Annotated in this window: 25 protein-coding genes and 1 tRNA gene; 15 read left to right on the forward strand and 11 right to left on the reverse strand. The window is 73.7% G+C overall.

What is annotated here, in order from left to right:
* The first annotated feature begins 1 nt into the window (after window position 1).
* Entirely contained in the window at window positions 2-850 is an 849-nt protein-coding gene (locus LPA27_RS03250) for a PAC2 family protein (protein ID WP_056864408.1), read from the forward strand.
* A gap of 28 nt (window positions 851-878) precedes the next feature.
* Here LPA27_RS03250 and mshC read toward each other — a convergent pair whose 3' ends face one another.
* The 4 genes from mshC to LPA27_RS03270 form a co-directional block, all read right to left on the reverse strand.
* Window positions 879-2,117, reverse strand: coding sequence for a cysteine--1-D-myo-inosityl 2-amino-2-deoxy-alpha-D-glucopyranoside ligase (gene mshC / locus LPA27_RS03255; protein WP_228941486.1), 1,239 nt, complete (start codon window positions 2,115-2,117; stop codon window positions 879-881).
* Between the two features lie 135 nt (window positions 2,118-2,252).
* Complete coding sequence (locus tag LPA27_RS03260; RefSeq protein ID WP_156697887.1) at window positions 2,253-3,029, reverse strand: SCO1664 family protein; 777 nt, start codon at window positions 3,027-3,029, stop codon at window positions 2,253-2,255.
* Window positions 3,030-3,048: 19 nt separating this feature from the next.
* A complete protein-coding gene (locus LPA27_RS03265) occupies window positions 3,049-3,624 on the reverse strand; it encodes a DUF3090 domain-containing protein (protein WP_056864678.1) in 576 nt (191 codons plus the stop codon).
* A gap of 10 nt (window positions 3,625-3,634) precedes the next feature.
* Entirely contained in the window at window positions 3,635-4,357 is a 723-nt protein-coding gene (locus LPA27_RS03270) for a histidine phosphatase family protein (protein ID WP_056904047.1), read from the reverse strand.
* Here LPA27_RS03270 and corA point away from each other — a divergent pair.
* Entirely contained in the window at window positions 4,356-5,396 is a 1,041-nt protein-coding gene (gene corA / locus LPA27_RS03275; RefSeq protein WP_162242278.1) for a magnesium/cobalt transporter CorA, read from the forward strand. The genes LPA27_RS03270 and corA overlap by 2 nt on opposite strands.
* Before the next feature lie 28 nt (window positions 5,397-5,424).
* On the opposite strand, the gene LPA27_RS03280 is transcribed toward corA, so the two are convergent.
* On the reverse strand, window positions 5,425-6,249 hold the full coding sequence (locus LPA27_RS03280; protein WP_056864406.1) for an undecaprenyl-diphosphate phosphatase: 825 nt from the start codon (window positions 6,247-6,249) through the stop codon (window positions 5,425-5,427).
* 95 nt (window positions 6,250-6,344) lie between these two features.
* Here LPA27_RS03280 and LPA27_RS03285 point away from each other — a divergent pair, with 95 nt between their 5' ends.
* Together LPA27_RS03285 and LPA27_RS03290 are read left to right on the forward strand one after the other, a co-directional pair.
* Entirely contained in the window at window positions 6,345-7,292 is a 948-nt protein-coding gene (locus LPA27_RS03285) for an aldo/keto reductase (RefSeq protein ID WP_056864405.1), read from the forward strand.
* A gap of 34 nt (window positions 7,293-7,326) precedes the next feature.
* Window positions 7,327-7,551, forward strand: coding sequence for a DUF5703 family protein (locus LPA27_RS03290; protein ID WP_193661619.1), 225 nt, complete (start codon window positions 7,327-7,329; stop codon window positions 7,549-7,551).
* A gap of 24 nt (window positions 7,552-7,575) precedes the next feature.
* On the opposite strand, the gene LPA27_RS03295 is transcribed toward LPA27_RS03290, so the two are convergent.
* Entirely contained in the window at window positions 7,576-8,931 is a 1,356-nt protein-coding gene (locus LPA27_RS03295; RefSeq protein ID WP_267477176.1) for a M20/M25/M40 family metallo-hydrolase, read from the reverse strand.
* A gap of 102 nt (window positions 8,932-9,033) precedes the next feature.
* On the opposite strand from LPA27_RS03295, the gene LPA27_RS03300 reads away from it, so the two are divergent.
* A tRNA-Leu gene (locus LPA27_RS03300) sits at window positions 9,034-9,119 on the forward strand.
* Between the two features lie 362 nt (window positions 9,120-9,481).
* On the opposite strand, the gene LPA27_RS03305 is transcribed toward LPA27_RS03300, so the two are convergent.
* The 4 genes from LPA27_RS03305 to LPA27_RS03320 form a co-directional block, all read right to left on the reverse strand.
* Complete coding sequence (locus LPA27_RS03305; RefSeq protein WP_228941487.1) at window positions 9,482-9,952, reverse strand: YdeI/OmpD-associated family protein; 471 nt, start codon at window positions 9,950-9,952, stop codon at window positions 9,482-9,484.
* A 600-nt stretch (window positions 9,953-10,552) separates the two neighbouring features.
* On the reverse strand, window positions 10,553-10,963 hold the full coding sequence (locus LPA27_RS03310; protein WP_228941488.1) for a hypothetical protein: 411 nt from the start codon (window positions 10,961-10,963) through the stop codon (window positions 10,553-10,555).
* 97 nt (window positions 10,964-11,060) lie between these two features.
* The gene (locus LPA27_RS03315; RefSeq protein ID WP_228941489.1) at window positions 11,061-12,344 is read right to left on the reverse strand and encodes a methyl-accepting chemotaxis protein; all 1,284 of its coding nucleotides are present in this window, start codon (window positions 12,342-12,344) and stop codon (window positions 11,061-11,063) included.
* Complete coding sequence (locus LPA27_RS03320) at window positions 12,341-12,901, reverse strand: PAS domain-containing protein (protein WP_228941490.1); 561 nt, start codon at window positions 12,899-12,901, stop codon at window positions 12,341-12,343. Before LPA27_RS03320 ends, LPA27_RS03315 begins: the two co-directional genes overlap by 4 nt.
* Before the next feature lie 179 nt (window positions 12,902-13,080).
* Here LPA27_RS03320 and LPA27_RS03325 point away from each other — a divergent pair, with 179 nt between their 5' ends.
* Both LPA27_RS03325 and katG read left to right on the forward strand, forming a co-directional pair.
* Complete coding sequence (locus LPA27_RS03325; RefSeq protein WP_056864401.1) at window positions 13,081-13,512, forward strand: Fur family transcriptional regulator; 432 nt, start codon at window positions 13,081-13,083, stop codon at window positions 13,510-13,512.
* 64 nt (window positions 13,513-13,576) lie between these two features.
* Window positions 13,577-15,871: a catalase/peroxidase HPI gene (gene katG / locus LPA27_RS03330; protein WP_056864400.1), complete on the forward strand. Its 2,295-nt coding sequence runs from the start codon at window positions 13,577-13,579 to the stop codon at window positions 15,869-15,871.
* Between the two features lie 97 nt (window positions 15,872-15,968).
* Here katG and LPA27_RS03335 read toward each other — a convergent pair whose 3' ends face one another.
* On the reverse strand, window positions 15,969-16,415 hold the full coding sequence (locus tag LPA27_RS03335) for a pyridoxamine 5'-phosphate oxidase family protein (protein ID WP_193660874.1): 447 nt from the start codon (window positions 16,413-16,415) through the stop codon (window positions 15,969-15,971).
* A gap of 147 nt (window positions 16,416-16,562) precedes the next feature.
* Here LPA27_RS03335 and LPA27_RS03340 point away from each other — a divergent pair, with 147 nt between their 5' ends.
* The 8 genes from LPA27_RS03340 to LPA27_RS03375 all read left to right on the forward strand — a co-directional run bounded on the left by LPA27_RS03340 (window position 16,563) and on the right by LPA27_RS03375 (window position 24,856).
* The gene (locus LPA27_RS03340) at window positions 16,563-17,513 is read left to right on the forward strand and encodes a universal stress protein (protein ID WP_228941491.1); all 951 of its coding nucleotides are present in this window, start codon (window positions 16,563-16,565) and stop codon (window positions 17,511-17,513) included.
* Window positions 17,514-17,548: 35 nt separating this feature from the next.
* Window positions 17,549-18,679 carry a zinc-binding alcohol dehydrogenase family protein gene (locus LPA27_RS03345; protein ID WP_082500277.1) on the forward strand — a complete coding sequence of 377 codons (1,131 nt, stop codon included), beginning with the start codon at window positions 17,549-17,551 and terminating at the stop codon, window positions 18,677-18,679.
* Window positions 18,676-19,713, forward strand: a complete 1,038-nt coding sequence (locus LPA27_RS03350) for an Atu2307/SP_0267 family LLM class monooxygenase (RefSeq protein ID WP_056864397.1) — start codon at window positions 18,676-18,678, stop codon at window positions 19,711-19,713. Before LPA27_RS03345 ends, LPA27_RS03350 begins: the two co-directional genes overlap by 4 nt.
* Window positions 19,714-19,836: 123 nt before the next feature.
* Entirely contained in the window at window positions 19,837-20,808 is a 972-nt protein-coding gene (locus tag LPA27_RS03355; protein ID WP_056864396.1) for a hypothetical protein, read from the forward strand.
* A gap of 77 nt (window positions 20,809-20,885) precedes the next feature.
* Entirely contained in the window at window positions 20,886-21,497 is a 612-nt protein-coding gene (locus LPA27_RS03360; protein WP_228941492.1) for a sulfite oxidase-like oxidoreductase, read from the forward strand.
* Window positions 21,494-22,231, forward strand: a complete 738-nt coding sequence (locus LPA27_RS03365) for an FAD-binding oxidoreductase (protein ID WP_228941493.1) — start codon at window positions 21,494-21,496, stop codon at window positions 22,229-22,231. The genes LPA27_RS03360 and LPA27_RS03365 overlap by 4 nt, the downstream gene beginning before the upstream one ends.
* A 17-nt stretch (window positions 22,232-22,248) precedes the next feature.
* Window positions 22,249-22,830 (forward strand): LysR substrate-binding domain-containing protein, encoded by a 582-nt coding sequence (locus LPA27_RS03370; protein WP_056864394.1) that lies wholly within the window; start codon window positions 22,249-22,251, stop codon window positions 22,828-22,830.
* 304 nt (window positions 22,831-23,134) lie between these two features.
* The gene (locus LPA27_RS03375) at window positions 23,135-24,856 is read left to right on the forward strand and encodes a BCCT family transporter (protein WP_324251236.1); all 1,722 of its coding nucleotides are present in this window, start codon (window positions 23,135-23,137) and stop codon (window positions 24,854-24,856) included.
* Window positions 24,857-24,860 lie beyond the last annotated feature (4 nt).

Here is a 24,860-nt window from a genome sequence, read left to right on the forward strand (position 1 = left end):
GATGATCGAGATCCAGGACGGCTCCGAGCTGGTGGACCCCATCGTCATCGCTGCCTTCGAGGGCTGGAACGACGCCGCCGACGCCGCCTCCTCGGTCGTGGACCACCTGATCCGGGTGTGGGGCGCCCGCATCGTCGGCGCGGTCGACCCCGAGGACTTCTACGACTTCCAGGTCAACCGACCGCTGGTCGGTGTCGACGAGCACGGCCACCGTCGCCTGACCTGGCCCACCACCCAGATCGCCGTGGCCTCCCCGCCCGACCTCGACCGCGACGTCATCCTCATCCGCGGCATCGAGCCCAACATGCGCTGGCGCCAGTTCTGCGCCGAGCTGCTGGCGGCCTGCGACGAGCTGGGCGGCAACCTGGTGGTGACCCTCGGCGCCCTGCTCGCCGACACCCCCCACACCCGCCCGATCCCCGTGACCGGCACCGCGACCGAGCCCGAGCTGGTCGACCGTCTCAAGCTCGAGCAGTCCACCTACGAGGGCCCCACCGGCATCGTGGGCGTCTTCCAGGACGCCTGCGTGCGGGTGGACATGCCGGCGGTCTCCTACTGGGCGGCCGTGCCCCACTACGTCGCGCAGCCGCCCTGCCCCAAGGCGACCCTGGCGCTCATCGGCCAGCTGGAGGACCTGCTCGAGGTCTCGATCCCCCTCGGCGAGCTGCCCGAGGACGCCCGCGCCTGGGAGCGCGGGGTCGACGAGCTGGCCGAGGACGACGAGGACGTCGCCGACTACGTGCGCTCCCTCGAGGAGACCCGCGACACCACCGACCTGCCCGAGGCCTCGGGCGAGGCGATCGCGCGGGAGTTCGAGCGCTACCTCAAGCGCCGCACCGACGGCGACTGACCGGCCCCGCCCGCCGGCCGGGGCCGGCTCAGAGGGCCAGGCCGAGCGCGGCGTCGAGCAGCACGTGGACGCTGCGCGCCGCGTCGGGGTCGGAGGTGTCGGCCAGGCCGTGGGTGCCGAGGGTGGCGTCGACCCACGTGTCGACGGCGGCGAGCGCCCGCGGGGCGTCGAGGTCGTCGGCCAGCGCCGCGAGCACCTCGGTGACGACCGGCTCGGCCGGGGCGCCGGCCCCGAGGGCGATCGCCTTGCGCCACTCGGCGAGGCGGTCGACGTTGTCGAAGAGCTCGGCGTCGGTCCACTCCCAGTCGCTGCGGTAGTGGTGGCGCAGCAGGGTCGCGCGGATCGCCATCGGGTCGACGTCGCTGTTGCGCAGCGCGGAGACGAACACCAGGTTGCCGCGCGACTTCGACATCTTCTCGCCGTCGTAGGCCACCATCCCGGCGTGGGAGTAGACCTGGGCGAAGGGCGTGCCCGGCTCGGCGACCTGGGCGTGACCGGCGCACATCTCGTGGTGGGGGAAGACCAGGTCGCTGCCGCCGGCCTGCACGTCGAAGGCGCCCCCGAGGTGCTCCATGGCGATCGCGGTGCACTCGACGTGCCAGCCCGGGCGGCCGGGGCCGAAGGGGCTGGGCCACGACGGCTCGCCCTCGCGCTCCCCGCGCCACACGACGCAGTCGAGGGGGTCGCGCTTGCCGGGGCGGTCGGGGTCGCCGCCACGCTCGGGGAAGATCCGCAGCATGGCCTCGCGGTCCAGGCCCGACTCCTCGCCGAAGGCCGGGTCGGCGGTGACCGAGAAGTAGAGGTCGTCCTCGACCCGGTAGACCGCACCGGCGGCCTGGAGCCGCTCGACGAGGGCCACCACGAGGGGGATCGACTCGACGGCGCCGACGTACTCGGCCGGGGGCAGGACGCGCAGGGCGGTCATGTCCTGGCGGAAGAGCTCGGTCTCGCGCTCGGCCAGCGCGGTCCACTCGACGTGCACCTTGGTGGCGCGCTCCAGGAGCGGGTCGTCGACGTCGGTGACGTTCTGCACGTAGGTGACGTCGTGGCCGGCGCTGCGCCAGGCCCGGTTGAGCAGGTCGTAGGCGACGTAGGTGGCGGCGTGACCCATGTGCGTGGCGTCGTAGGGCGTGATGCCGCAGACGTAGAGCCGGGCCGCGCCGGTCGGCGTGGTGGTGACCAGCTCGCCGCGCGGGGTGTCGTGGAGGGCGACCGCAGGGCCCTTCACGGGGAGGGTCGGGATCTCCGGGGCAGGCCAGGCACGCATGCCGCGCACTCTAGCCAGTCGGGTCGACGGCGCTGGTGGACGGTGCCGTTCGGCGGTGCCGTTCGGGGCCGTTCGATGGTGCCGTTCGGCACGACGTCGTGCGCGGTGGGCGCGCGCTCACGGACGGCGCGAGCCTCAGAACGGCGGCCAGGGGATCGCCGGGTGCTCGCCGCGCGGCGCCGGCAGGGACCCGCGGTGCAGCAGCCGGTCGCAGCGGCGCGCGATGCAGTCGATCTCGAGGTCGGTGAGCAGGGGCGCCAGCGACGCGCCGAGCGCGCCGGCCAAGCCCTCGCGGACCGCCGTGACCGCGCCGCGCTCCTCGTCGGTGAGCGGCTCGCCGACCCAGCCCCAGAGCACGGTGCGCAGCTTGTGCTCGTGGTGGAAGGCGATGCCGTGGTCGACGCCGAAGCGGTGGCCGTCGGCCATCTCCAGCACGTGGCCGCCCTTGCGGTCGGCGTTGTTGACGACCACGTCGAAGACCGCCATGCGTCGCAGGGCCGGGGTGTCCTCGTGGACCAGCGCGATCGGCCGGTCGCGGGCGTCGAGGCCGTCGAAGACGTGGAGGTAGCCCGGCGGCACCTCGCCCTCGGGCACCAGCGTCACCGCCTCCTGCTCGGCGTCGGGCTCCTGCCACTGCTGCACCATGCCCGGGCCGTGCGGGCCCCCGCGCAGCCAGGTGCGGGGCACGACGCCCCAGCCGGTGGCCTCCGAGACCAGGTACGCCGCCACCTCGCGGTGGGCCAGCGTGGCCCCGGGGAAGTCCCAGAGCGGCTTCTCCCCCGCGATCGGCTTGTAGACCACGCGGGTGCTGCCGACGGTGCCGAGGAAGGTCGCGTTGGACGCCGGCATGATCCGGCCCTCGAGCACGAGCTCGGCCGACTCGAGCACGTCGAGCGGGTCGGAGGTCTCCACGGTGGTCAGACGCCCCGGGTCAGGGCTCGCGCCGCTTGAACCCGTTGGCGCGCACGCACAGGTGGCCCTCGGGGTCCATCGGGTTGCCGCAGAAGGGGCAGCTCGGACGACCGGCCTCGAGCACCTGCTCGCTGCGCTTGACGAAGGCGCGGGCCTGCCCGGCGGGCAGGCGCACCAGCAGCACCTCGTCGGGCTCGGGCTCCTCGAAGTCCTCGTCGACCTGGTCGGGGCTCACGACGGCCGCCTCGGTGAAGGGGAAGACCTCGATCACGACGCGCTCGTCGTCGGGGTCCCACGACAGCGTCATCGTGCCGGCGCGGAACTCCTCGTCGATCGGCTGCTCCAGCGGCGCGGTGTCCTCGGTGCCGATCGGTGCCACCGCGGGCACCAAGGCGTCGCTGAGGTCGCTCGACATGACGTCGTCGAGCAGCTCGTCGATGCGCTCGGCGAGCGCCGCGACCTGCTGCTTCTCGAGCGCCACGCTGACGACGCGGGCGCCGCTGCGGGCCTGGAGGAAGAACGTGCGGGCACCGGGCGGACCGACGGTGCCCGTGACGAACCGCTCGGGCGGGTCGAATCCGTGGACGACAGGCATGGGCTCCACCCTAGGGCTGCCCGGCAACGTCGCCGGGACCCGCTCCCCCACCCACCGCGGCGTCCGACGTACGCCGGGATCCGCGGGCCTTCTTCGGCGGCACCAGCCAGCCCAGGTCGCCGGCGTGGGTGTTGGTGGCGAGCACGTAGGGCCGGCTGTCGGTGTAGCGCACGATCGAGATCGACGCGGGGTCGACGTTGATGCGCTGGAAGAGGTCGAGGTGCATGCCCAGGGCGTCGGCCAGGACCGACTTGATGATGTCGCCGTGGCTCACCGCCACCCAGACGGCGCCGGGGCCGTGCTCGGCCTCGATCGCCGCGTCGTGGCGCCGCACGGCGGCCACGGAGCGGGCCTGCATGGTCGCCATCGACTCACCGCCCGGGAAGGCGGCCGCCGAGGGCTGCGACTGCACGACCTTCCACAGCTTCTCCTTGGCGAGGTCCTTGAGCGCGCGGCCCTGCCACTCGCCGTAGTCGCACTCGCTGATGCCCTTCTCGCTCAGCGTCGGCACCTCGCCGGCCTGGGCGGCCAGGAGCGCCTTGGCCGTCTGGCGACAGCGCTCGAGCGGGCTGGTGACGAGGGCCGCGAGGCGCACCGGGGCGAGGCGCTCCCCGGCCCGCTCGGCCTGCGCGCGGCCGGTGTCGTCGAGCTTGACGCCGGGGGTGCGCCCGGCGAGCACGCCGGAGGCGTTGGCCGTCGTGCGGCCGTGGCGGACGAGGATCACGGTTGCCATGGCGCCGAGCCTAGACAGCCGCTCCCACGGCCCGGCCGCCGTGGCCTACCGTGTGCCGGTGATCGTGGACAGTGCGCTCTACCGTGACGGCTCGCGCGTGCCGGTGGACTGCGGCCCCCAGGAGCTGCACGCGATGCGTGCCGCGGTGCGGCAACCGGGCGACTTCGTGTGGGTCGGGCTCCACCAGCCCGCCGAGCACGAGCTGGAGGACGTGGCGCTCGCCTTCGGGCTGCACCCGCTGGCCGTCGAGGACGCGGTCAAGGCCCACCAGCGGCCCAAGCTCGAGGTCTACGGCGACAGCCTCTTCCTGGTGCTCAAGACGCTCTGGTACGTCGACGAGGACGACGCCGTCGAGACCGGCGAGATCAGCCTGTTCATCGGCGCCGACTTCATCGTCACGGTGCGCCACGGGCAGGGCTCGGAGCTGCAGTCGGCGCGGCGCTACCTGGAGTCGAAGGAGTCGGTGCTGACCCACGGCCCCTCCGCGGTGGTCTACGCGGTGACCGACCGGGTCGTGGACGCCTACATCGCGGTGGTCGACTCCCTGCAGGAGGACGTCGACGAGGTCGAGGCGTCGGTCTTCTCCGACGTGCGCACCCGCGACGCCGCCCGGATCTACACGCTCAAGCGCGAGATCGCCGAGGTGCGGCGTGCCGTGATGCCGCTGCGCGAGCCGATGCGGCGCTTCGCCTACGGCGACGTCGACGGCATCGACGACGACGCCGCCCCCTTCTTCCGCGACGTCTCCGACCACCTGGTGCGGGCCGCGGAGTCGGTGGACACCCTCGACGCGCTGCTGTCGACGGCCTTCGACGCCCACACCGCCCAGATCTCGGTGCAGCAGAACGACGACATGCGCAAGATCTCCGCCGGCGTCGGGCTCGTCGCGGCGCCCACGCTCATCGCCGGGGTCTACGGCATGAACTTCGACCACATGCCCGAGCTGCACTGGGCCCTGGGCTACCCGATGGCGCTCGGCCTGATGGCGCTGACCTCGGGGCTGCTGTGGATGTTCTTCAAGCGCTCCGGCTGGCTGTGACGCGGGCCCCCGCCGACGGCCGGCCGGCTCAGGCGGCCAGCACGCCGGTGCCGACCAGCACCAGGACGGCCGTGCCCAGCACCACGCGGTAGACCACGAACGGCGTGTAGGACCGGGTGGAGACGTAGCGCAGCAGCCACGCGATCGCGGCGTACCCGACGAGGAACGAGACGACGGTGGCCACGATGGTCGGGGTCCAGCCGTAGGGGTTGTCGCCGCCCGGGATCTCGCGGAGCTGGAAGACCCCGGCGCCGACGACCGCGGGGATGGCCAGCAGGAAGGCGTAGCGAGTGGCGGCCTCGCGGTCGTAGCCGAGCAGGCGGCCCATCGAGAGCGTGGCCCCCGAGCGGGAGACGCCGGGCACGAGGGCGGCGGCCTGCGCCAGCCCCATGAGCACGGCGTCGCGCAGGGTGATCTGCTCGATCCGCTTGTCGGTGCGGCCGAGCTTGTCGGCCAGGCCCAGCACGAGGCCGAGCACCACCAGCGTCGTGCCGATGATCCACAGGCTGCGGAAGTCGCGCTCGATGACGTCCTTGAGCGCGACGCCGAGCAGCACGATCGGGAGCGAGCCGACGATGATGAACCACCCCATGCGAGCGTCGAGGTGGCCGCGGTACTCAGGACGCACCAGGGAGCGCAGCCACGTGGTGGCGATGCGCCAGATGTCCTTGCGGAAGTAGATGAGCACCGCGAGCTCCGTGCCGACCTGGATGACGGCCGTGAACGCCGCGCCCGGGTCGCCCCAGCCGAAGAGCTCGGGGAAGATCCGCAGGTGGGCGCTGCTGGAGATCGGCAGGAACTCGGTGAGTCCCTGGATGACGCCGAGGACGATGGCCTGGAGGAGTTCCTGCACGGAGGAGGACTCTAGGCCCGTCGGACGCCGGTGTTCTCGACCACCACCGTCGTGGCGCGCCGTGCGTGGCGTCGGCCACTGGCTAGGTTGTCGCCATGCAGCAGCGCTCCCTGGGTCTGACCGGCCTGCAGGTCTCCCGCCTCGGCCTCGGCACGATGACCTGGGGCCGCGACACCGACGAGCACGAGGCCCGCGACCAGCTGGTTGCCTTCGTCGAGGCCGGCGGCACCCTCGTCGACACCGCGCCGGTCTACACCGAGGGCCGCTCGGAGCGGCTGCTCGGCTCGCTGCTGGGCGACGTGGTGCGGCGCGACGAGGTGGTGCTGGCCACCAAGGGCGGGCTCGAGGCGCACCGCGGCGGCGTGCGGGTCAGCACCTCGCGCGGCGCGCTGCTGGCCGGGCTCGACGCCTCGCTGGAGCGCCTGGGCGTCGACCACGTCGACCTGTGGCAGGTGCACACCTGGCACGACGGGACGCCGCTGGAGGAGACGCTGCACGCCCTCGACCTGGCCGTGACCTCCGGACGCGCGTCCTACGTCGGCGTGAGCAACTACACCGGCTGGCAGACTGCGCAGGCCGCCACGTGGCAGCGCGCCGTGCCCGGGCGGGTGCCGCTGGCCTCGACCCAGGTGGAGTACTCCCTGCTCCACCGCGGGATCGAGGACGAGGTCCTCCCGGCCGCACAGGCGCTCGGCCTCGGTGTGCTGCCGTGGTCGCCCCTGGCGCGCGGCGTGCTGACCGGCAAGTACCGCACGGGCATCCCGGCCGACTCGCGCGCCGCGGTCGACGAGTACGCCCCCTACATGGACCCCTACCTCGACGAGCGGGCCGCCGGCATCGTCGGCGCCGTGTGCCGCGCCGCCGACGGTCTCGGCTGGTCGCCGCTGCAGGTGGCCCTGGTGTGGGTCCGTGACCGGCCCGGGGTCACCTCGCCTATCGTGGGAGCACGTACGGCGGCACAGCTGCGGGTCGCCCTCGACGTCGAGGGTCTCGCGCTCCCGTCCGAGATCGCCGATGCTCTCGACGACGTCTCCGCCGACTGACTCCAGACCGCCCGCCACCTCACCAGGAGGCCCCGTGAGCCGCGCGCCCCTGCACCGACGTACCTCGTGGTCGCCCGTCGAGTGGGAGTTCGACAAGGTGACCTTCGACCGTCACTTCTCGCGCAACGTCGTCACCAAGCTGCTCGTCGAGCGGGCCGAGCACGGCGGCTGGGAGCTCGACCGGGTGCGGATCGGCTCCGACGGCACCCGCCGGGTCATCCTGCGGCGCAAGATCATCAAGGCCGTCCGCACCGCCTGAGCCCCTCCTGGCCGGTCCGGCGGCCTAGACGTCGTCGAGGAAGCGGTCGAAGACCCGCGCCCCGAACTCCAGCGCGTCGACCGGCACCCGCTCGTCGACGCCGTGGAAGAGCGCGGTGAAGTCGAGGTCGTCGGGCAGCCGCAACGGCGCGAACCCGTAGGAGCGCATGCCCAGGCGCCGGAAGTGCTTGGCGTCGGTGCCGCCGCTCATCAGGTACGGCGCCACCACGGCGTCGGGGTCCTCGGCGAGCAGGGAGCGCGTCATGGCGTCGACCAGGTCGCCGTCGTAGGGGGTCTCCCACGGCTGCTGGTGCGACAGGAACTCGATCTCGACGCCCTCGCCGGTCAGCTCGGCCAGCGTGGCGAAGAACTCGTCCTCGAAGCCGGGCAGGAAGCGGCCGTCGACGTGGGCGGTGGCCTCGGTCGGGATGACGTTCACCTTGTAGCCCGCCCCCAGCATGGTGGGGTTGGTGGTGTTGCTGATGACCGCGCCGAGCATCCGTGCGGCACCGCCGAACTCCTCGATCAGACGCGGCGCGTTCTCGGGGGTGGCCTCGACCCCGGCGAGGTCGCCGACGGCGGCGAGGAGCACCTGCATGGTCGGCGTGAGCCGCACCGGCCACTCGTGGGCGCCGATGCGGGCCACGGCGCCGCTGAGCCGGGTGACGGCATTGTCGGTGTTGAGCATCGAGCCGTGCCCGGCCCGGCCGCGGGCGGTGAGCCGCATCCAGGCCATGCCCTTCTCGGCGGCCTCGATGAGGTACATCCGCCGGCCCCGCACCGTGGTGCTGAAGCCGCCGACCTCGCCCACGGCCTCGGTGACGCCGTCGAACTCCTCGCGGTGGTCGCGCACGAGCACCTCCGCGCCCTTGTGGCCCCCGGCCTCCTCGTCGGCGGTGAAGCACAGCACGACGGGGCGCGACGGCACCCGCCCGGCGCGGGCACGGGCCCTGACCACGCTGAGCAGCATGGCGTCGAAGTCCTTCATGTCGACCGCGCCGCGGCCCCACACGTAGCCGTCCTGGACCTCCCCGGAGAAGGGGTCGACCTGCCAGTCCTCGGCCGCGGCGGGGACGACGTCGAGGTGGCCGTGCAGCAGCAGTGCGTCGTCGCGCGAGCCGTCGCCGCCCCAGTGGGCCACCACGCTGGTGCGGCCCGGCTCGGACTCGTAGAGCCGGGAGGAGATGCCGACCTCGTCGAGCAGCGCTGCGACGTGCTCGGCCGCCTCGCGCTCGCCAGGACCCTCGGCGTCGCCGTAGTTGGAGGTGTCCATCCGGATCAGGTCGCGACAGATCTCGACGACCTCGCCGGCCGGGTCGTGCTCGGTCCCGGGGTGCGTGTCGGGGTGCGTGTCGGGTTGCTCGGAGGAGGGGTTGCCCATGGCGCCCAGCATGTCACCGAGGGCCCCGGAGGCCGACCCCTCGTGGGGGTGGGGCCCGATGCGGGACTTCGGCCGACGCTTTGTTACTGTTCCACCGCACTCGTCCGGGTGGCGGAATTGGCAGACGCGCTAGCTTGAGGTGCTAGTGCCCGTATTAGGGCGTGGGGGTTCAAGTCCCCCCTCGGACACTCAGAAGGCCCCGGCTCCACGGGGCCTTCTGTCATTTCAGCGGGGTTCTCGTACACACCGGTACCCGATCGGCGCCGTGGAATCGGGCCGTGCCGCCGATCGACAGCCGCGAACGGCCGGGCCGTCGAGCATGCCGCCGCGCGACACCGCGGCCAGCCGTGGACGGCGGCGTGGCCTGGCGAACGGAAAGGCGTCGACCACCGTGGCTGCGCGATGTGGTCCCGGGGAGGTGCGCCGCGCGATGGGTCGTCGCCTCGCCGGGCAACGTGAGGCGCGGCCACCGCCGGCAAGGCTCCGTCTCCGGCTCGCACGGGGACGTGTCACTCAGCGCCGCCGGCCCGACCTGCGCGCAGTCGCAGGCTCACCTCCCACCCACCTGCTCGATCAACGCCGACACCCGGCGTTCGCGCGTTGCGGCTCGAGCTGCCGACTCGATGGGCTGAAGCAGGCGGCGGCGCTCCGCAGCAGGTATGGCCTCGAAGGCGTCCGAGAGGGCTCTGTCCTCGAGTGCCGACGCCACGTCGTCGGGAACCGGCACGTGCTCGGGGTCTGCAGGACGCAGCTCACAGCTCACGACGTCACCGGGGACGACCCCGAGCCGCCGCTGCATCTGCTTCCCCAGGTAGACGAAGGAGTCGGCGATCACGTCGGCGCGGTTGATCCCGAGGTTGACCGCCGTCTCCTCGATGGTGCCCTCGACCCGTCGGGTGCCCCGATCACGGGCCGCGCTCTCCAGTGCGGGGTCGAGCCGGAGCACGGTGTAGACGTTGCGTCCCCACGGCAGCGGCTCGACGACCGCGTCGAACTCCCACCCCCCGCGGCCGTTCGTCACATCGAGACTGTGACACGACCCGTCGAACCGGCACCAGTGGCATCCCGGCGCGCGTGACCGACGAGCACGGCTGGCTCGCAAGCACCGAGGCCGGCGCCGTCCTGGGCGGTTCACCGCAGCAGGTCCGCTGGCTTGCACGCCACGGCCACGTCGAGGCAGAGGCCGTCGAGGGCCGCTGCGCTCCACGGTCACGTCGGTGCACGCCGACCCCGAGGAGCGGGCCCGCCGGGTCTCCCACCTGGTGCTGCCGCGCCACATCGAGCAGTCGGCGGCCGCGCGCGTTGCTGCGCCAGCCGCCGGGGAAGGCGGCTGGCAACCGGACTGCCTGCTGCACTGCGGAGGACCCGCCGGCCTTGCGGTGTCCGGCCACGCCGTTGAGGGAGCCGAGCCAGACCTCGTAGGCGAGCCCGGCCCCGTCGGTAGCGTCGGCGTGTGGTCCTCGCCCTGCTCGCTCACGTCGTGGTGCTCGGCCGCGCCCTGCCGGAGTAGGCGCCGGTCACCCTCGCCGAGCAGGCAGGGTGCGGCCCGCCGCGCGGAGGACGGTGACCACGCCGTGGCACCGGTGCCACGCCACGGCGCGACCAGGCCCGTCCTGCGGGCTCAGTCGACCGCGGTGCCGTGCGGCTGGCGGGGGCCCTGCGGCGTCGTGCGTCGGGCACGACGCCGGTCGCGCCCGCGGAGCCACTGCTCGGTGTGGACCAGTCCGGTGAGGACCCCGCCGAGTCCGACCCCCGTGCCGAGGGAGGACGACACCGGGCTGCCCCACGCCACCACCGCGAAGAGGAGGACGGCGACGACCGTGAAGGCCGCCGCGAAGTGGGTCAGGCGGTCGACCAGGTCGCGGCGGTGCAGCAGCTGCCAGGCGGCACCCGACGCACCGCTGACGGCGGCCACGGCGAACAGGTCCGCGCCGGTGGCCCGCTCGTCGAGCCCCACCTGCGCCGACCAGACGAGTGCTGCCAGCGGAAGGACGAAGGCCGCGCCGTGGCGACGGGGGGACGGCGTGCTCACGACGCAGATGCTGCCTCCTCCGGGGCTCCGCGACCGCATCGCCGGCAGCGGCGGCCGAGACCCGGCCCACCGAGACCAGGCCCACCGACGCCCGGCGTCACCGGATCTGCTCGAGGAAGTCGGCGACGTGGGTGCGCAGGTCGGTGGCCAGACGTGACAGCTCCAGGCAGGCGCTGGTCATCTCGACCGCTCCCGTGCTCGTGGTGCGGGTGTCGTCGGTGATGGTGGCGACCTCGCCGGTCACCGCGGTCACCGCCGAGGCGGCCTGCGAGGTGGTCTTGCTCAGCTCCTGGGCGGCCAGCCGCTGCTCGCCCACGGAGCCGGCGATGACCGACAGGCTCTTCCCCATCCCGCGCACGCCCCCGGAGATCGTCTCGATGGCGGTGACGGCCTCGGTGGCGGCCGCGCGGATCTCCCCGACCTGGTCCTCGATGCGCACGGTCGCCTCGGAGGTCTGGGCGGCGAGGTTCTTGACCTCGGAGGCGACGACCGCGAAGCCCTTGCCCGACTCGCCGGCCCGCGCCGCCTCGATCGTGGCGTTGAGGGCGAGCAGGCGGGTCTGGGCGGCGACCTCGCTGATCACGCGCACCACGTCGCCGATCTCCTGGGAGGCCTTCACGAGACCGGCCACCGTCTGCTGGGCGGCGGCGGCCTCCGCCGAGGCCGCGACGCCGACCTCGTCGGCGCTGCTGGTCTGGGCCTCGATGGCCCCGACGGTGCTCGCGAGCTCCTCGACGGCGGCCGCGGCCATGGTGACGGCGTCGGAGGCGGTGACGGCCTGCTCCCCGACGACCTCCGCCCGGGTGGCGGTGCCCTCGGCCGTCGCGGCCAGGCTGCGCGAGGTCGACTCCATCTCGGTCGACGCGGCGGCGACCTGGTCGGAGAGGCCGAGCACGGCCCGCTCGAAGGCGTCGGCGAGCTCGAGACGGCGCGCGTCCTGCGCCGCGAGCTCGTCGTGCGAGGCGGCCATGGAGGCGGTGGCGGCGTTGATGGTGCCGGCGCCGGCCCGGAACGAGCCGACCATCCCCCGCACCAGGAACGTGCGGTAGAAGCGGCCGTCGCTGGCGAACTCCAGCGACGCCGAGGCCTCGCGCACGAAGGCGTCGGTGAGGTCGAGCAGGTCGTTGAGCGCGGAGCGGGCCTCGCGCAGCTCGGGGGCGTCGCCGAGCACGCCCACCCGGGGCTCCAGGTCGCCGCGGGCCGCGGCCCGGCACACGGCGGTGAGGGCCAGCAGCGCCGAGCGGTACGCCGCCGCCTCGGCGGCCAGGGCGGCTGCCGGGTCGGCGGGGTCGGTCCGGTCACCGGGGTCGGCCGGGTCGGCCGGGTCGGCGGGGTCGGCGGGGTGCGCGGCCCCGACGGGACCGTCGTCGAGGAGCGTCATGCCGCCGCCCCCTCGGTCGGGGCCGCGGCGGCGTCGAGCGACCAGACCAGCTCGTCGTAGGTGGTGCCGCGGCGGGCGAGCAGGTCGTCCAGCAGGGCCGAGGACGCGGCCAGCGCCTCCGGGGTGCTGGCGTGGCGGGCCTCCTCGGCGACGAGAGCGGCGTAGAGGGGGCGGACCTGGTCGAGCGCGGCCCGTGAGGCGGTGCGGCGGTTGGAGTGGTAGCCGACCACGGTGCCGTCGGGCCCGACGGTGGGGGTGACGTGGGCGAGCACCCAGTAGTGCCCGCCGTCGGCGCGCAGGTTGACGACGTAGGCGAAGATCTCCTCCCCCGCACCGACCCGCTCCCACAGCAGCCGGAAGACCGCGCGCGGCATGTCGGGGTGGCGGATGAGGTTGTGCGGGCGACCGACGAGGTCGGCCTCCTCGTAGCCGCTCATCTCCACGAAGAGCTGGTTGACGTAGGTCATCAGACCCCGGGTGTCGGTCTTCGACACGATGATCCGGTCCTCGGCGAAGGTGTGCTCGACCCCGGTGGGCCTGATCCGCTGCTGCCGCATGGCTGGTGTCTCCTCCCGGGCCGCCCTCGCGTGCCCTCGACGCCCCGATCGGCGGGTGGGGCGCCCGGCGTAGGACCTGCCACGGAGTCGGGACCAAGGTCCTGCGGAGTCGGGACCGAGGACACGCCGACCGGCCTCCAGATCTTGATTCGATCCAGAAAAGCCGCCAGAGTAGGCGCATGAGCACCTCACCCACCGTCGAGGACCGGCTGCGCGCTGCGCAGCTGCGGGTCACCAGGCCGCGGGTGTCCGTCCTGGCCGCGGTGCACCAGCGTCCCCACGCCGACACCGACACCCTCATCAGCGCCGTGCGGGCCGACCTCGGCGAGGTCTCCCACCAGGCGGTCTACGACGTCCTGCGCGCGCTCACCGGCGCCGGCCTCGTGCGCCGCATCCAGCCCTCGGGCTCGGTCGCGCGCTACGAGGCGCGCGTGGGCGACAACCACCACCACGTCGTGTGCCGCAGCTGCGGCGCCATCGGCGACGTCGACTGCGCCGTGGGCCACACGCCGTGCCTCACCGCCTCCGACGACCACGGCTTCGAGGTCGACGAGGCGGAGGTCGTCTACTGGGGCACCTGCCCCGCGTGCGCGGCCGCGCGCCCCGCCTGACCCCGATCAGCAGCCACCACCACCAGCCATCACCTCAGTGACCGCCACTCCCGAAAGGTTCCAGATGAGCGACAACCAGGACCAGAGCGCCGCGCAGGGCGACACCGCCCCGGTCAGCCCCCAGGGCGTCGACCGCAAGGCCGAGCAGGGCTGCCCCGTCATGCACGACGGCGCCACCGCGCAGGGCAGCGAGAGCGAGAACCCGGTCATCGACTCCCCCACCCCGACGACCGGCGGACGCCCGCACGGCCTCAAGGACTGGTGGCCCAACTCCCTCGACCTGTCGGTCCTGCACGTGCACTCGACCAAGAGCAACCCGCTGGGCGAGGACTTCGACTACAAGCAGGCCTTCGCCGGCCTCGACGTCGACGCGCTGAAGCAGGACGTCACCCAGGTGCTCCGCACCTCGCAGGACTGGTGGCCCGCCGACTTCGGCCACTACGGCGGTCTGATGATCCGCCTCAGCTGGCACGCCGCCGGCACCTACCGCATCTACGACGGTCGCGGCGGCGCCGGCGACGGCGGCCAGCGCTTCGCTCCGCTCAACAGCTGGCCCGACAACGCCAACCTCGACAAGGCCCGCCGCCTGCTGTGGCCCGTCAAGCAGAAGTACGGCACCAAGGTCTCCTGGGCCGACCTGCTGGTCCTCGCCGGCAACGTCGCCCTCGAGGACATGGGCCTGCCGACCTTCGGCTTCGGCTTCGGCCGTGAGGACGTCTGGGAGCCCGAGGAGATCTTCTGGGGACCCGAGGACACCTGGCTGGGCGACGAGCGCTACACCGGCGAGCGCGAGCTCCACGAGTCGCTCGGCGCCGTGCAGATGGGCCTGATCTACGTCAACCCCGAGGGCCCCAACGGCAACCCCGACCCGCTGGCCTCGGCCCGCGACATCCGCGAGACCTTCGCCCGCATGGCGATGAACGACGAGGAGACCGTCGCCCTCATCGCCGGCGGCCACACCTTCGGCAAGACCCACGGAGCCGGCGACGCCGACCTCGTGGGCCCCGAGCCCGAGGGCGCTCCGCTGGAGGAGCAGGGCCTGGGCTGGAAGAGCCAGTTCGGCTCCGGCAAGGGCGTCGACGCCATCACCTCGGGCCTCGAGGTCACCTGGACCCGCACCCCGGTGCAGTGGAGCAACGACTACTTCGAGTTCCTGTTCGGCTACGAGTGGGAGCTGGAGAAGAGCCCCGCCGGCGCCTACCAGTGGGTGGCCAAGGACGCCGAGGACGTCATCCCCGGCCCGACCGAGGACGCCCCCCGGCGCAAGCCCACCATGCTCACCAGCGACCTCGCGCTGCGCGTGGACCCGGCGTACGAGAAGATCTCGCGTCGCTTCCTGGAGAACCCCGACGAGTTCGCGCTGGCCTTCGCCAAGGCCTGGTACAAGCTGCTGCACCGCGACATGGGCCCGATCAGCCGCTACCTCGGCCCCGAGGTCGCCGAGCCGCAGCTGTGGCAGGACCCCGTGCCGGACGTCGAGGGCCCGCTGGTCTCCGACGCCGACGTCGCCCGCCTCAAGCAGGCGGTGCTGGCCACCGACCTGACGGTCTCCGAGCTCGTCGCCACCGCGTGGGCCTCGGCCGCGACCTTCCGCTCCACCGACAAGCGCGGCGGAGCCAACGGGGCCCGCATCCGCCTCGAGCCGCAGCGCGGCTGGGAGGTCAACCAGCCCGAGCAGCTCGAGCGCGTGCTCGGCGTGCTCGAGGGCGTCCGCAGCGACTTCAACGCCGCGGGCGGGGCCCAGGTCTCGCTGGCCGACCTCATCGTGCTCGCCGGCTCCGCCGCGGTGGAGAAGGCCGCCGCCGACGCCGGGGTCGAAGTGACCGTGCCGTTCCGCGCCGGTCGCACCGACGCCACCCAGGAGCAGACCGACACCGACTCCTTCCGGGTGCTCGAGCCGCGCGCCGACGGGTTCCGCAACTACCTGCGCCCCGGGGAGAAGACCCAGCCCGAGGTGCTCCTGGTCGACCGCGCCTACATGCTCGACCTCACCGCGCCCGAGATGACCGTGCTGGTGGGCGGTCTGCGCGCCCTCGGCGGCAACGTCGGCGGCACCGCCCACGGCGTGCTCACCGACCGGCCCGGCGTGCTCACCAACGACTTCTTCACCCACCTGCTGTCCCCCGGGACCCGCTGGAAGGCCTCGGAGTCGGAGGAGAACGTCTACGAGATCCGCGACGTCGCCACCGACGAGGTGCGCTTCACCGCCACGCCGGTCGACCTGATCTTCGGGTCCAACTCGCAGCTGCGGGCGCTGTCGGAGGTCTACGCCGCCGACGACGCGCGGGAGAAGTTCGTGGGCGACTTCGTCAAGGCCTGGACCAAGGTCATGGAGCTCGACCGCTTCGACCTCGACTGAGCGACGACCCCAGCACGATCCCAGCGCCACCCCAGCACCACCACGGAGCCGCAGGTCCTCGGACCTGCGGCTCCGTGCCGTCGGTGGGGCAGCCGGCTCAGTCGGCGTCGGCCAGCTCCGCGGGCCTGGCCCGCAGCTGGAAGGAGCGGCCCGTCACCACGGTGGGGCGCAGCTCCACGACGTCGTACGTCGGGCCCTCCAGCCAGCTCTGGCGCACCTCCGCGTCGAGCCGGTGCTCCTCGCGCTCGTCGAGGCGGCGCAGCCGTCCGCGGGCCACGACCGACCACGCCGACGACGTGTCGTGCCAGTCGATTTCGAGCGCCACCTCCGAGTGCAGGGCCGCCGCGAGGAGCTTGCCGCCGGCCGCGGTGCGGAAGAGCAGCGCCCCGTCGTCGACGACGTAGTTGATCGGCACCAGGTGGACCTCGTCGACCAGCCGGTAGGCCAGACGTCCCAGCTCGTGCCGGGCCAGCCGCTCCCAGCACTCCTCGCTCGTGAGCTCGCCGGCAGCCGCCGGCCCGGTCGGTGCGCTGGCTGTGTCCATGCTGCGAGCCTGCCGCGGCCGGCCCCCGACCCGCAGGGGCGAAGGTCCCGCGGACCGGGGCCCTGGGACAGGTCCGCGACGGGCGGTGCGCGAGGAGCGTGGGGGTGACGGGACAGGCCCGTCACCGACCCGGGAGGACCCGCCACCATGGACAGCACCCGCCCCACCGACCAGACCGCGCCCGGCCGGCCCGGCGACACCGTCGTCGTGGCCGTCGGCGCCGAGGGCGCTGCCGGCGCGGTCGCCTTCGCGGTGCAGGAGGCCGAGCGCCACCACGCCCCCGTCCACGTCGTGCACGTGGTGCGTGCGGGGGCGGCCAACGGCTACCCCGAGCTCCTCGCCGACGTCTACGCCGCCGCCGACGACACCGTCAGCAGCGCCGTCCGGCTGGCGCGCGACCTCGGGGGGCCCGGCACGGTCGTCACCGGCGAGCGCCTGGACTCCGGCGGGCTCGTCCACGACCTGGTCGACCAGGGGCGCGGTGGCGCCCTCCTGGTGCTCGAGCGACGCACGACCAGTCGGCTGCACCACGTGCTGACCCGCTCCACGCTCAACGGAGTGGCGGCCAGGGCCGCGGTGCCCGTCGCCTCGGTGCCCACCGGTTGGCGACGGCCCCCGGCCGGCGCGGCCTCGGTGGTCACCGTGGGCGTGCAGGACGCGGGCGAGGCCGAGCCGCTCCTGCGCACGGCCTTCGAGCTGGCCCGCGAGCGCGGGTCGAGCCTGCGGGTGGTGCACTCCTGGTGGGCCCGTGGGCTCTGGTCCCCCGTCATCGACACCACCGTGCGCGCCGACTGGGAGGGCCGCGCACGCCGGGAGCTGGAGGGGGCCGTCGAGCCCCTGCGCGCGGGCTTCCCCGAGGTGCCGGTGGTGCTCCACGTGCGCCCCGAGCCGCCGGTCGAGGCCCTGCTCGACGCGGCGGGCCGCTCCGGCCTCGTCGTGGTCGGCCGGCGGCACCACCTCCTGCCGGTCGGGTCGCACCTCGGGCCGGTCGCCCGGGCCGTGCTCGACCACGCCACCTGCCCCGTGCTGATCGCCCCGGAGGCCGTCGCACCCCGCCGCTCGCGCACCCGGCGGGCCCCGGCCACGACGGGCGGCTGACCCGCGCTCACCGGCCGCCGGGCATCCTCGGGGCCATGAGCGAACAGAGCCCCGCCGTCACCCCCGACCCCTCGAGCGCGCCCGGCACCACGCCCGGCACGACCGCTCCCGGTGCGACCATGCGCGCCGTCGGACTGCGTCGGTGCCTCCCGGTCACCGACCCCGAGTCGCTCGTCGACGTCGAGCTGCCCCGCCCCGAGGTGGGCCCGCGCGACCTGCTCGTCGAGGTGCGGGCGGTGTCGGTCAACCCCGTCGACACCAAGGTGCGCAGCGGCGCGATCCCCGACGACCGCGCCGACGAGCGTCCCGACGGGGTGCGCGTGCTCGGCTACGACGCGGCGGGCGTGGTGGTCGAGGTCGGCTCCGAGGTCGAGCTCTTCGCGGTCGGCGACGAGGTCTACTACGCCGGCCACCTGATGCGGCAGGGCTCCGACGCCGAGCTCCAGGCGGTCGACGAGCGCCTCGTGGGGCGCAAGCCCTCCACCCTCGGGTTCGCCGAGGCGGCCGCCCTCCCGCTGACCGCGATCACCGCCTGGGAGGGCCTCTTCGACAAGCTCCGCCTCCACGAGGCCAGTCAGGGCACGCTGCTGCTGCCGGGAGCCGCCGGCGGCGTCGGCTCGATGGTGCTCCAGCTGGTGCGCGAGCTGCTGCCCGGTGTGCGGGTGGTGGCCACGGCGTCACGGGCCGAGTCCCGGGCCTGGGTGGAGCAGCTGGGCGCAGCGGCCGTGGTGGACCACCGAGCCGACGACCTGCTCGACCAGGTGCGCCTCGCCGCTCCCGACGGCGTCGCCTGGGTCTTCACCAGCCGCGTCGAGCAGCCCGGCCAGCTCGAGCTCTACACCGAGGTCCTCGACCCCTTCGGCGAGATCGTCGCCATCGACGACCCCGAGGTCCTCGACATCGCCGCGCTCAAGCCCAAGAGCCTCTCGGTGCACTGGGAGCTGATGTTCACCCGCGCGCTGACCGGCGGCGAGCAGCAGCGCAGCCAGCACGACCTCCTCGACCGCGTCGCCGACCTCGTCGACGCCGGACGTGTGCGCTCCACCGCCACCACCGTCCTGTCGCCGCTCGACGCCGCTACGCTGCGACGGGCCCACGGCCTGGTCGAGGACGGCCACGTGGTGGGCAAGGTCGTCGTCGCAGCAGCAGGAGAGGTCCCGGCGTGAAGATCGGCATCGACAGCTTCGTCTCGGTGGTCACCGACCCCGACACCGGTCGCGAGATCGGTCCCCAGGAGCGGGTCGCCCACCTGCTGGAAGAGGTTGAGCGGGCCGACCAGGTCGGCCTCGACAGCTACGGCATCGGGGAGCACCACCGCAGCGAGTACCTCGACTCCGCACCGGCCGTGCTGCTGGCCGCCGCCGCGGCACGCACGCGTGACATCCGGCTCAACAGCGCCGTGACGGTGCTCAGCGCCAGCGACCCGGTCAGGGTGTTCCAGGAGTTCGCCACCCTCGACCTGGTCTCCGGTGGTCGCATCGACCTCGTCGTCGGGCGCGGCTCCTTCGTGGAGTCCTTCCCGCTCTTCGGCCTCGACCTCGACGACTACGACTCGCTCTTCGCCGAGAAGCTCGACCTGCTGCTGCGGCTGCGCGAGCAGCCCCACGTGACCTGGTCGGGCCGGCACCGTCCCGCCCTGACCGGCCAGGGCGTCTACCCCCGGCCCGTGCAGGACCCCTTCCCGATCTGGGTCGGCGCGGGCGGCACCCCGTCGTCCTTCGCCCGCGCCGGTGGCTTGGGCCTGCCGCTGATGGTGGCGATCATCGGCGGGCAGCCCGCGCGGTTCAAGCCGCTGGTCGACCTCTACCGCGAGACCGGGCGCCGCGCCGGCCACGACCCGGCCACCCTCAAGGTGGGGCTGCACTGCTTCGGCTTCGTCGGCGACAGCGACGAGCAGGCCGCCGACGACTTCTACCCCGGCTGGCAGGAGATGTTCACCAAGATCGGTCGCGAGCGCGGGTTCGGTGCCCCGGGACGCGCGCAGTACGACGCCACGGTCGCCCCCGACGGGGCCTTCCTGATCGGCTCCCCCGAGACGGTGGCGCAGAAGATGCTGCGCATCGACGCCGACCTCGGCGGCGTCGACCGGATCTCGCTGCAGATGACCAACATCCGTCTCGCGCACGACAACCTCCTGCACGGCATCGAGCTGCTCGGCACGGAGGTCGCACCCCGCGTGCGCCGGGCGCTCGACGGCTGAGCGCCGCGCCACCCCGGGCGGCACCGGGGTGAGGCTTTGCCGGAGAAGTCCTCACCCTGGGCCGGGCGGGGCCGACCGGGAGGGGGGCCCCCTGTCCAGCGACACTCCCCGGAAGGCTCCCCCATGCCGATCCCCCGCAGCCTGGCGGCGACCGCGGTCGCCGTCCTCGCCGTCTCCGGCCTCGCCACCACCGCCGACGCCGCCCCGCGCGACCGAGACGGCGACGGCATGTCCGACCGCTACGAGCGCCGTCACGGCTTCGACCCGACCGAGGCCGGTGACGCCCGCGGCGACGCCGACAAGGACGGCCTCAGCAACCGTCGCGAGTCGCAGGAGCGCACCGACCCGCGCGACGAGGACACCGACGGCGACGGCCAGGACGACGCCGACGAGCTGCGCGGCACGGCGCGCGGCTCCGACCCGCGCGACGACGACAGCGACGACGACGGCACGCTCGACGGCGACGAGGACACCGACGGCGACGACGTGGCCGACGAGGACGAGGACGACGCCCGCGAGCCCTGCGCCAAGGACGACGACGACTCCGACTCCGACGGCGTCGCCGACGAGGACGAGAACGAGCTCGGGCTCGGCTCCGACGACTCCGACTCCGACGACGACGGCACGCCCGACGGCGAGGAGGACTCCGACGACGACGGACGTCTCGACGAGGACGGCGACGACCACGGCGACGACGCCTGCGACGGCGACCGGGACGGCGACGGCCACCACGACGAGGACGAGGACGACCTCGTCGGGGCGATCGTCTCCTTCGACGCCGTCACGGGCGAGCTCGTGGTCGGCTCCGGGACCGACACGCTGACCGGGCTGGTGACCGACGACACCGAGATCGAGCTCGAGACCCGTGACGAGGACCACGACGACTCCGACGACGACTCCGACGACGACTCCGAGGACGACGGGGACGACGACGGGGACGAGGAGGACGGCGTCGTGGACCGCCGCCGCGGCGGCGACGACAGCGGGAGCACCGCCGACCTCGTCGTGGGGGCGGAGGTTGCCGAGCTGGACTTCGTGCGCGGCACCGACGTCCTGGAGGAGGTCGTGGTCTACGTCGTGCCCGCCGGCGGCTGAGCCCACCGGCGCGGGCGTGGGGCGGCGGGGCAGGATGGGGCCTGCTCGCCGTCCCACGACCCGTCCGAGGAGCACCCGTGCCCGTCACCCGAGGCTTCAGCGGCCGCCCGCGCCGGGGCCGTCCCGACCGCCTGCCCCCGGGGCAGTACGACACCGGCCGCGACTGGCCGGTGCTCACCGCCGAGGTCGCTCCCGTCGTCGACCCCGCCCGCTGGTCGCTGACCGTCGACGGCGAGGTCGAGCGGTCGACCACGTGGAGCTGGGAGGAGCTGCGCGCGCTGCCGGGCTCGACGTACGACGGGGACATCCACTGCGTGACGACCTGGTCGATGCTGGGGACCAGCTTCACCGGCGTCTCCGTCGACGTGCTGCTCGACGCCGCCGGCCCCACGGCGTCCGCCACCCACGTGATGGCGCACGCCACGACCGGCTACACCACCAACCTGCCGCTGGCGGACCTGCGCGGCGGCAGGGCGTGGGTGGTCTGGGAGCACGAGGGCCGTCCGCTGCCGGCCGAGCACGGCGGCCCGGTGCGGCTGCTGGTGCCCCACCTGTACTTCTGGAAGTCGGCCAAGTGGGTCACCCGCCTGGAGCTCATGGACCGTGACCGCCCGGGCTTCTGGGAGACCAACGGCTACCACGACCGCGGCGACCCGTGGCTGGAGCAGCGCTACCAGGGCGACCCGTGAGCACCGGCTCCGCCGCGGCCGCCCCGGTCGGTCGCTGGACGACCGGCCGCGTGGTGGAGGTCGTGCACGAGGGCACGGCGCTGCTGCGGGTGCGCCTCGAGGTCGCCGACCGCGTCGACCACCTCCCCGGGCAGCACTACGTGGTCCGCCTGCGCGCCGACGACGGCTACACCGCCCAGCGGTCCTACTCCGTGGCCTCCGACCCGGGCGACCCGCTCCTGGAGTTGCTGGTCGAACACCTGCCCGGCGGTGAGGTCTCCGGCTTCCTCCACGAGGTGCTCGAGGTCGGCGACGTGCTCGAGCTGCGGGGGCCGATCGGCGGCTGGTTCACCTGGGGCGGGGCCGGCGACCTCGTGCCGGCCGTGTGCGTCGTCGGCGGCACCGGCGTCGTGCCGGCCGTGGCGATGCTGCGCCACGCCCGGCGGCTCGGGGTGTCCGACCGGCTCCGCGTCGTCGCGGTCGGGCGCACCCGCGGCGCCCTGCCCTACGCCGAGGAGCTGGGCGCCGCCGGCGCGCTCGTGGCGCTGACGCGCGAGAACCTCACCGGCGCCGACGGGTCGGTGCGGGTGGCGGCCCCGCCGTACGTCGACGAGGTGCGCGACCTGGTGGAGGGTGTCGACCGGGCCTACGTGTGCGGCTCGGCCGGGTTCGCCTCCTTCGCCACCCGGCTGCTCGGAGAGGCCGGGATGCGCGCGACGGGGATCAGGGTCGAGCAGTTCGGGGCCAGCGGCTGACCCGTACCCTCGGGCCCATGACCACCCCCTTCCGCGTCGGCTTCGTCACCGGGGCCACCCCCGACAAGTGGGCCGAGACGTGGCGCCGCCGCTCCCGCGTGCCGCTCGAGCTGGTGCCGGTGGAGGAGCCGGAGCAGGAGGAGGGGCTGCGCGACGGCACGCTCGACATGGCGCTGGTGCGGCTGCCCGTCGACCGCGACGTGCTGCACTGCATCCCGCTCTACGAAGAGGTGCCGGTCGTGGTGGTCGGCCACGAGCACGTCGTGACGGCCGTCGACGAGGTGGAGCTGGCCGACCTGGCCGAGGAGCAGTTGGTGCGGCCCCACGTGAGCGGCTGGCGGCCCGAGGCGCCGCAGCTGGCGTGGCCGGTGATGAGCCTGCCCGAGGCGGTGGAGACCGTGGCCGCCGGCACGGGGGTGCTGCTGGCGCCGATGTCGGTCGCGCGGCTGCTGCGACGCAAGGACACCGCCTACCGGCCCGTCGTCGACCTCCCCCCGACCCGGGTGGGCCTGGCGTGGCGGCTGGACCGCGACGACGAGCGCATCCAGACCTTCATCGGCATCGTGCGGGGCCGCACGGAGCGCAGCTCGCGCGGCTGACACCCCCGGGGCACCGGCGCGGGCCGGTCGCCGGCATCCGCTGACCGGACGTCACCGGTCGGACATCGCCCGCAGGGGTGAGCCGGGTTGTGCTCGCAGCACGCGGCCTGACATGGTCGAATGTCCGATTCTCGCGCCCCGCGCGGGTCGGGCCCGTCCCAGTGCCCCGATCGACCGAGGAGGCGGCGTCCCCGCGCCGAGACCCGTGACGACACAGCAAGAGCGACCGAAGTCCACGCCGACACCAGCGGAGACCGAGCGCGCCCCGCGCGCCCGCGACGCGTTCGAGTCCCCCACGGGGGCCGTGATCCCGCAGCACGTCGAGACCCACCCCGCCCTCGACCGCCCGGTCGAGGAGGGGCGCCCGGCCCGCCCCGGCCTGGACAAGGCCGTCTTCGGCGTCACCGCCGCCCTGGCCGTCGCGTTCCTGGTCTGGGGCTTCGTCAGCACCGACTCCCTGGCCTCGGCCTCCAGCGACGCGCTGACCTGGGTGATGACCAACACCGGCTGGCTGTTCGTGCTGACCACCAGCTCCTTCGTGGTGTTCGTGCTGTGGCTGGCCCTGGGCAAGTACGGCCGGATCCCCCTGGGCCGTGACGACGACGAGCCCGAGTTCCGGACCATCTCGTGGATCGCGATGATGTTCAGCGCCGGCATGGGCATCGGCCTGATGTTCTACGGCGTCAGCGAGCCGCTCACCTTCTTCACCACCCCTCCCCCGGGCACCGGCGAGGCGGGCAACCCCGAGGCCGCCCAGACGGCGCTGGCCACCACGATGTTCCACTGGACCCTGCACCCGTGGGCGATCTACGCCGTCGTCGGCCTCTCCATCGCCTACGGCGTCTACCGCAAGGGCCGCGTGCAGCTGGTCTCCGCCGCCTTCGAGCCGCTGCTGGGCCGTCACGCCCGCGGCAAGGGCGGCAAGGTCATCGACATGCTGGCGATCTTCGCCACGCTCTTCGGCTCCGCCGCCTCCCTCGGCCTGGGCGCGATCCAGATCCGCAGCGGGCTCGAGATCGTCGCCGGCATCGGTCCGGTCGGCAACGGCGTGCTGGTGGGCATCATCGCGGTGCTCACCGTGGCGTTCGTGCTCTCGGCCGTCTCGGGCGTGGCCAAGGGCATCCAGTGGCTCTCCAACATCAACATGGTGCTCGCGGTGGCGCTGGCGCTCTTCGTCTTCGTCGTCGGCCCGACCGTCTTCATCCTCAACCTGGTGCCGACCTCGATCGGCAGCTACGTCGGCGACCTGCCGATGATGGCCGCCCGCACCGGCGCCGAGGGGGCCGAGACGCAGGAGTGGCTGCAGTCCTGGACGGTCTTCTACTGGGCGTGGTGGGTGTCCTGGACCCCCTTCGTCGGCATGTTCCTGGCCCGCATCTCGCGCGGTCGCACCATCCGCCAGTTCGTCACCGGGGTGCTGCTGGTGCCGAGCGCGGTCAGCCTGCTGTGGTTCTGCGTCTTCGGCGGCACGGCCATCGACCTGCAGGACAGCGGGATCGACGTCTTCGGCGACGGCGCGGCGGAGTCGCAGCTCTTCTCCACCCTCGACCAGTTCCCCCTGGCCACGGTGGCCAGCGTCGTCGTGATGGTGCTGGTGGCGATCTTCTTCGTCTCCGGCGCCGACGCCGCCTCGATCGTCATGGGCACCCTCTCGGAGGGCGGCACGACCGAGCCGCGCCGACCCACGGTGGTCTTCTGGGGCGTGGCCACCGGTGCCGTCGCCGCGGTGATGCTGCTGGTGGGCGGCGACGACGCCCTCACCGGGTTGCAGACCATCACGATCGTGGCGGCGCTGCCCTTCGTCGTCGTCATGATCGGACTGGCGGTCTCGCTGGTGAAGGACCTCTCGACCGACCCGCTGGTGGTCCGCCGCCAGTACGCCGTCGAGGCGGTCGAGAGCGCCGTGGTCGCCGGCGTCACCGAGCACGGCGACGATTTCGTGCTCTCCACCGAGAAGGACCCCGACGCGGCGTCCGCCCCGGTGGCCGACCCGGTGTCCGACCCGGTGCGCACCCCGGGCGCCTGACGAG

The sequence above is a fragment of the Nocardioides sp. Leaf374 genome (genome assembly GCF_916862475.1).
GTDB lineage: Bacteria > Actinomycetota > Actinomycetes > Propionibacteriales > Nocardioidaceae > Nocardioides > Nocardioides kribbensis.

Coding starts and splice junctions, on each gene's coding strand:
- LPA27_RS03325 (WP_056864401.1), top strand. CDS start 13,081: ATGAGCACCTCACCCACCGTCGAGGACCGGCTGCGCGCTGCGCAGCTG.
- LPA27_RS03340 (WP_228941491.1), top strand. CDS start 16,563: ATGGACAGCACCCGCCCCACCGACCAGACCGCGCCCGGCCGGCCCGGC.
- LPA27_RS03270 (WP_056904047.1), bottom strand. CDS start 4,357: ATGGCAACCGTGATCCTCGTCCGCCACGGCCGCACGACGGCCAACGCC.
- LPA27_RS03250 (WP_056864408.1), top strand. CDS start 2: ATGATCGAGATCCAGGACGGCTCCGAGCTGGTGGACCCCATCGTCATC.
- LPA27_RS03355 (WP_056864396.1), top strand. CDS start 19,837: ATGCCGATCCCCCGCAGCCTGGCGGCGACCGCGGTCGCCGTCCTCGCC.
- katG (WP_056864400.1), top strand. CDS start 13,577: ATGAGCGACAACCAGGACCAGAGCGCCGCGCAGGGCGACACCGCCCCG.
- LPA27_RS03345 (WP_082500277.1), top strand. CDS start 17,549: ATGAGCGAACAGAGCCCCGCCGTCACCCCCGACCCCTCGAGCGCGCCC.
- mshC (WP_228941486.1), bottom strand. CDS start 2,117: ATGCGTGCCTGGCCTGCCCCGGAGATCCCGACCCTCCCCGTGAAGGGC.
- LPA27_RS03265 (WP_056864678.1), bottom strand. CDS start 3,624: ATGCCTGTCGTCCACGGATTCGACCCGCCCGAGCGGTTCGTCACGGGC.
- LPA27_RS03315 (WP_228941489.1), bottom strand. CDS start 12,344: ATGACGCTCCTCGACGACGGTCCCGTCGGGGCCGCGCACCCCGCCGAC.
- LPA27_RS03335 (WP_193660874.1), bottom strand. CDS start 16,415: ATGGACACAGCCAGCGCACCGACCGGGCCGGCGGCTGCCGGCGAGCTC.
- LPA27_RS03370 (WP_056864394.1), top strand. CDS start 22,249: ATGACCACCCCCTTCCGCGTCGGCTTCGTCACCGGGGCCACCCCCGAC.
- LPA27_RS03285 (WP_056864405.1), top strand. CDS start 6,345: ATGCAGCAGCGCTCCCTGGGTCTGACCGGCCTGCAGGTCTCCCGCCTC.
- LPA27_RS03320 (WP_228941490.1), bottom strand. CDS start 12,901: ATGCGGCAGCAGCGGATCAGGCCCACCGGGGTCGAGCACACCTTCGCC.
- corA (WP_162242278.1), top strand. CDS start 4,356: ATGGCGCCGAGCCTAGACAGCCGCTCCCACGGCCCGGCCGCCGTGGCC.
- LPA27_RS03295 (WP_267477176.1), bottom strand. CDS start 8,931: ATGGGCAACCCCTCCTCCGAGCAACCCGACACGCACCCCGACACGCAC.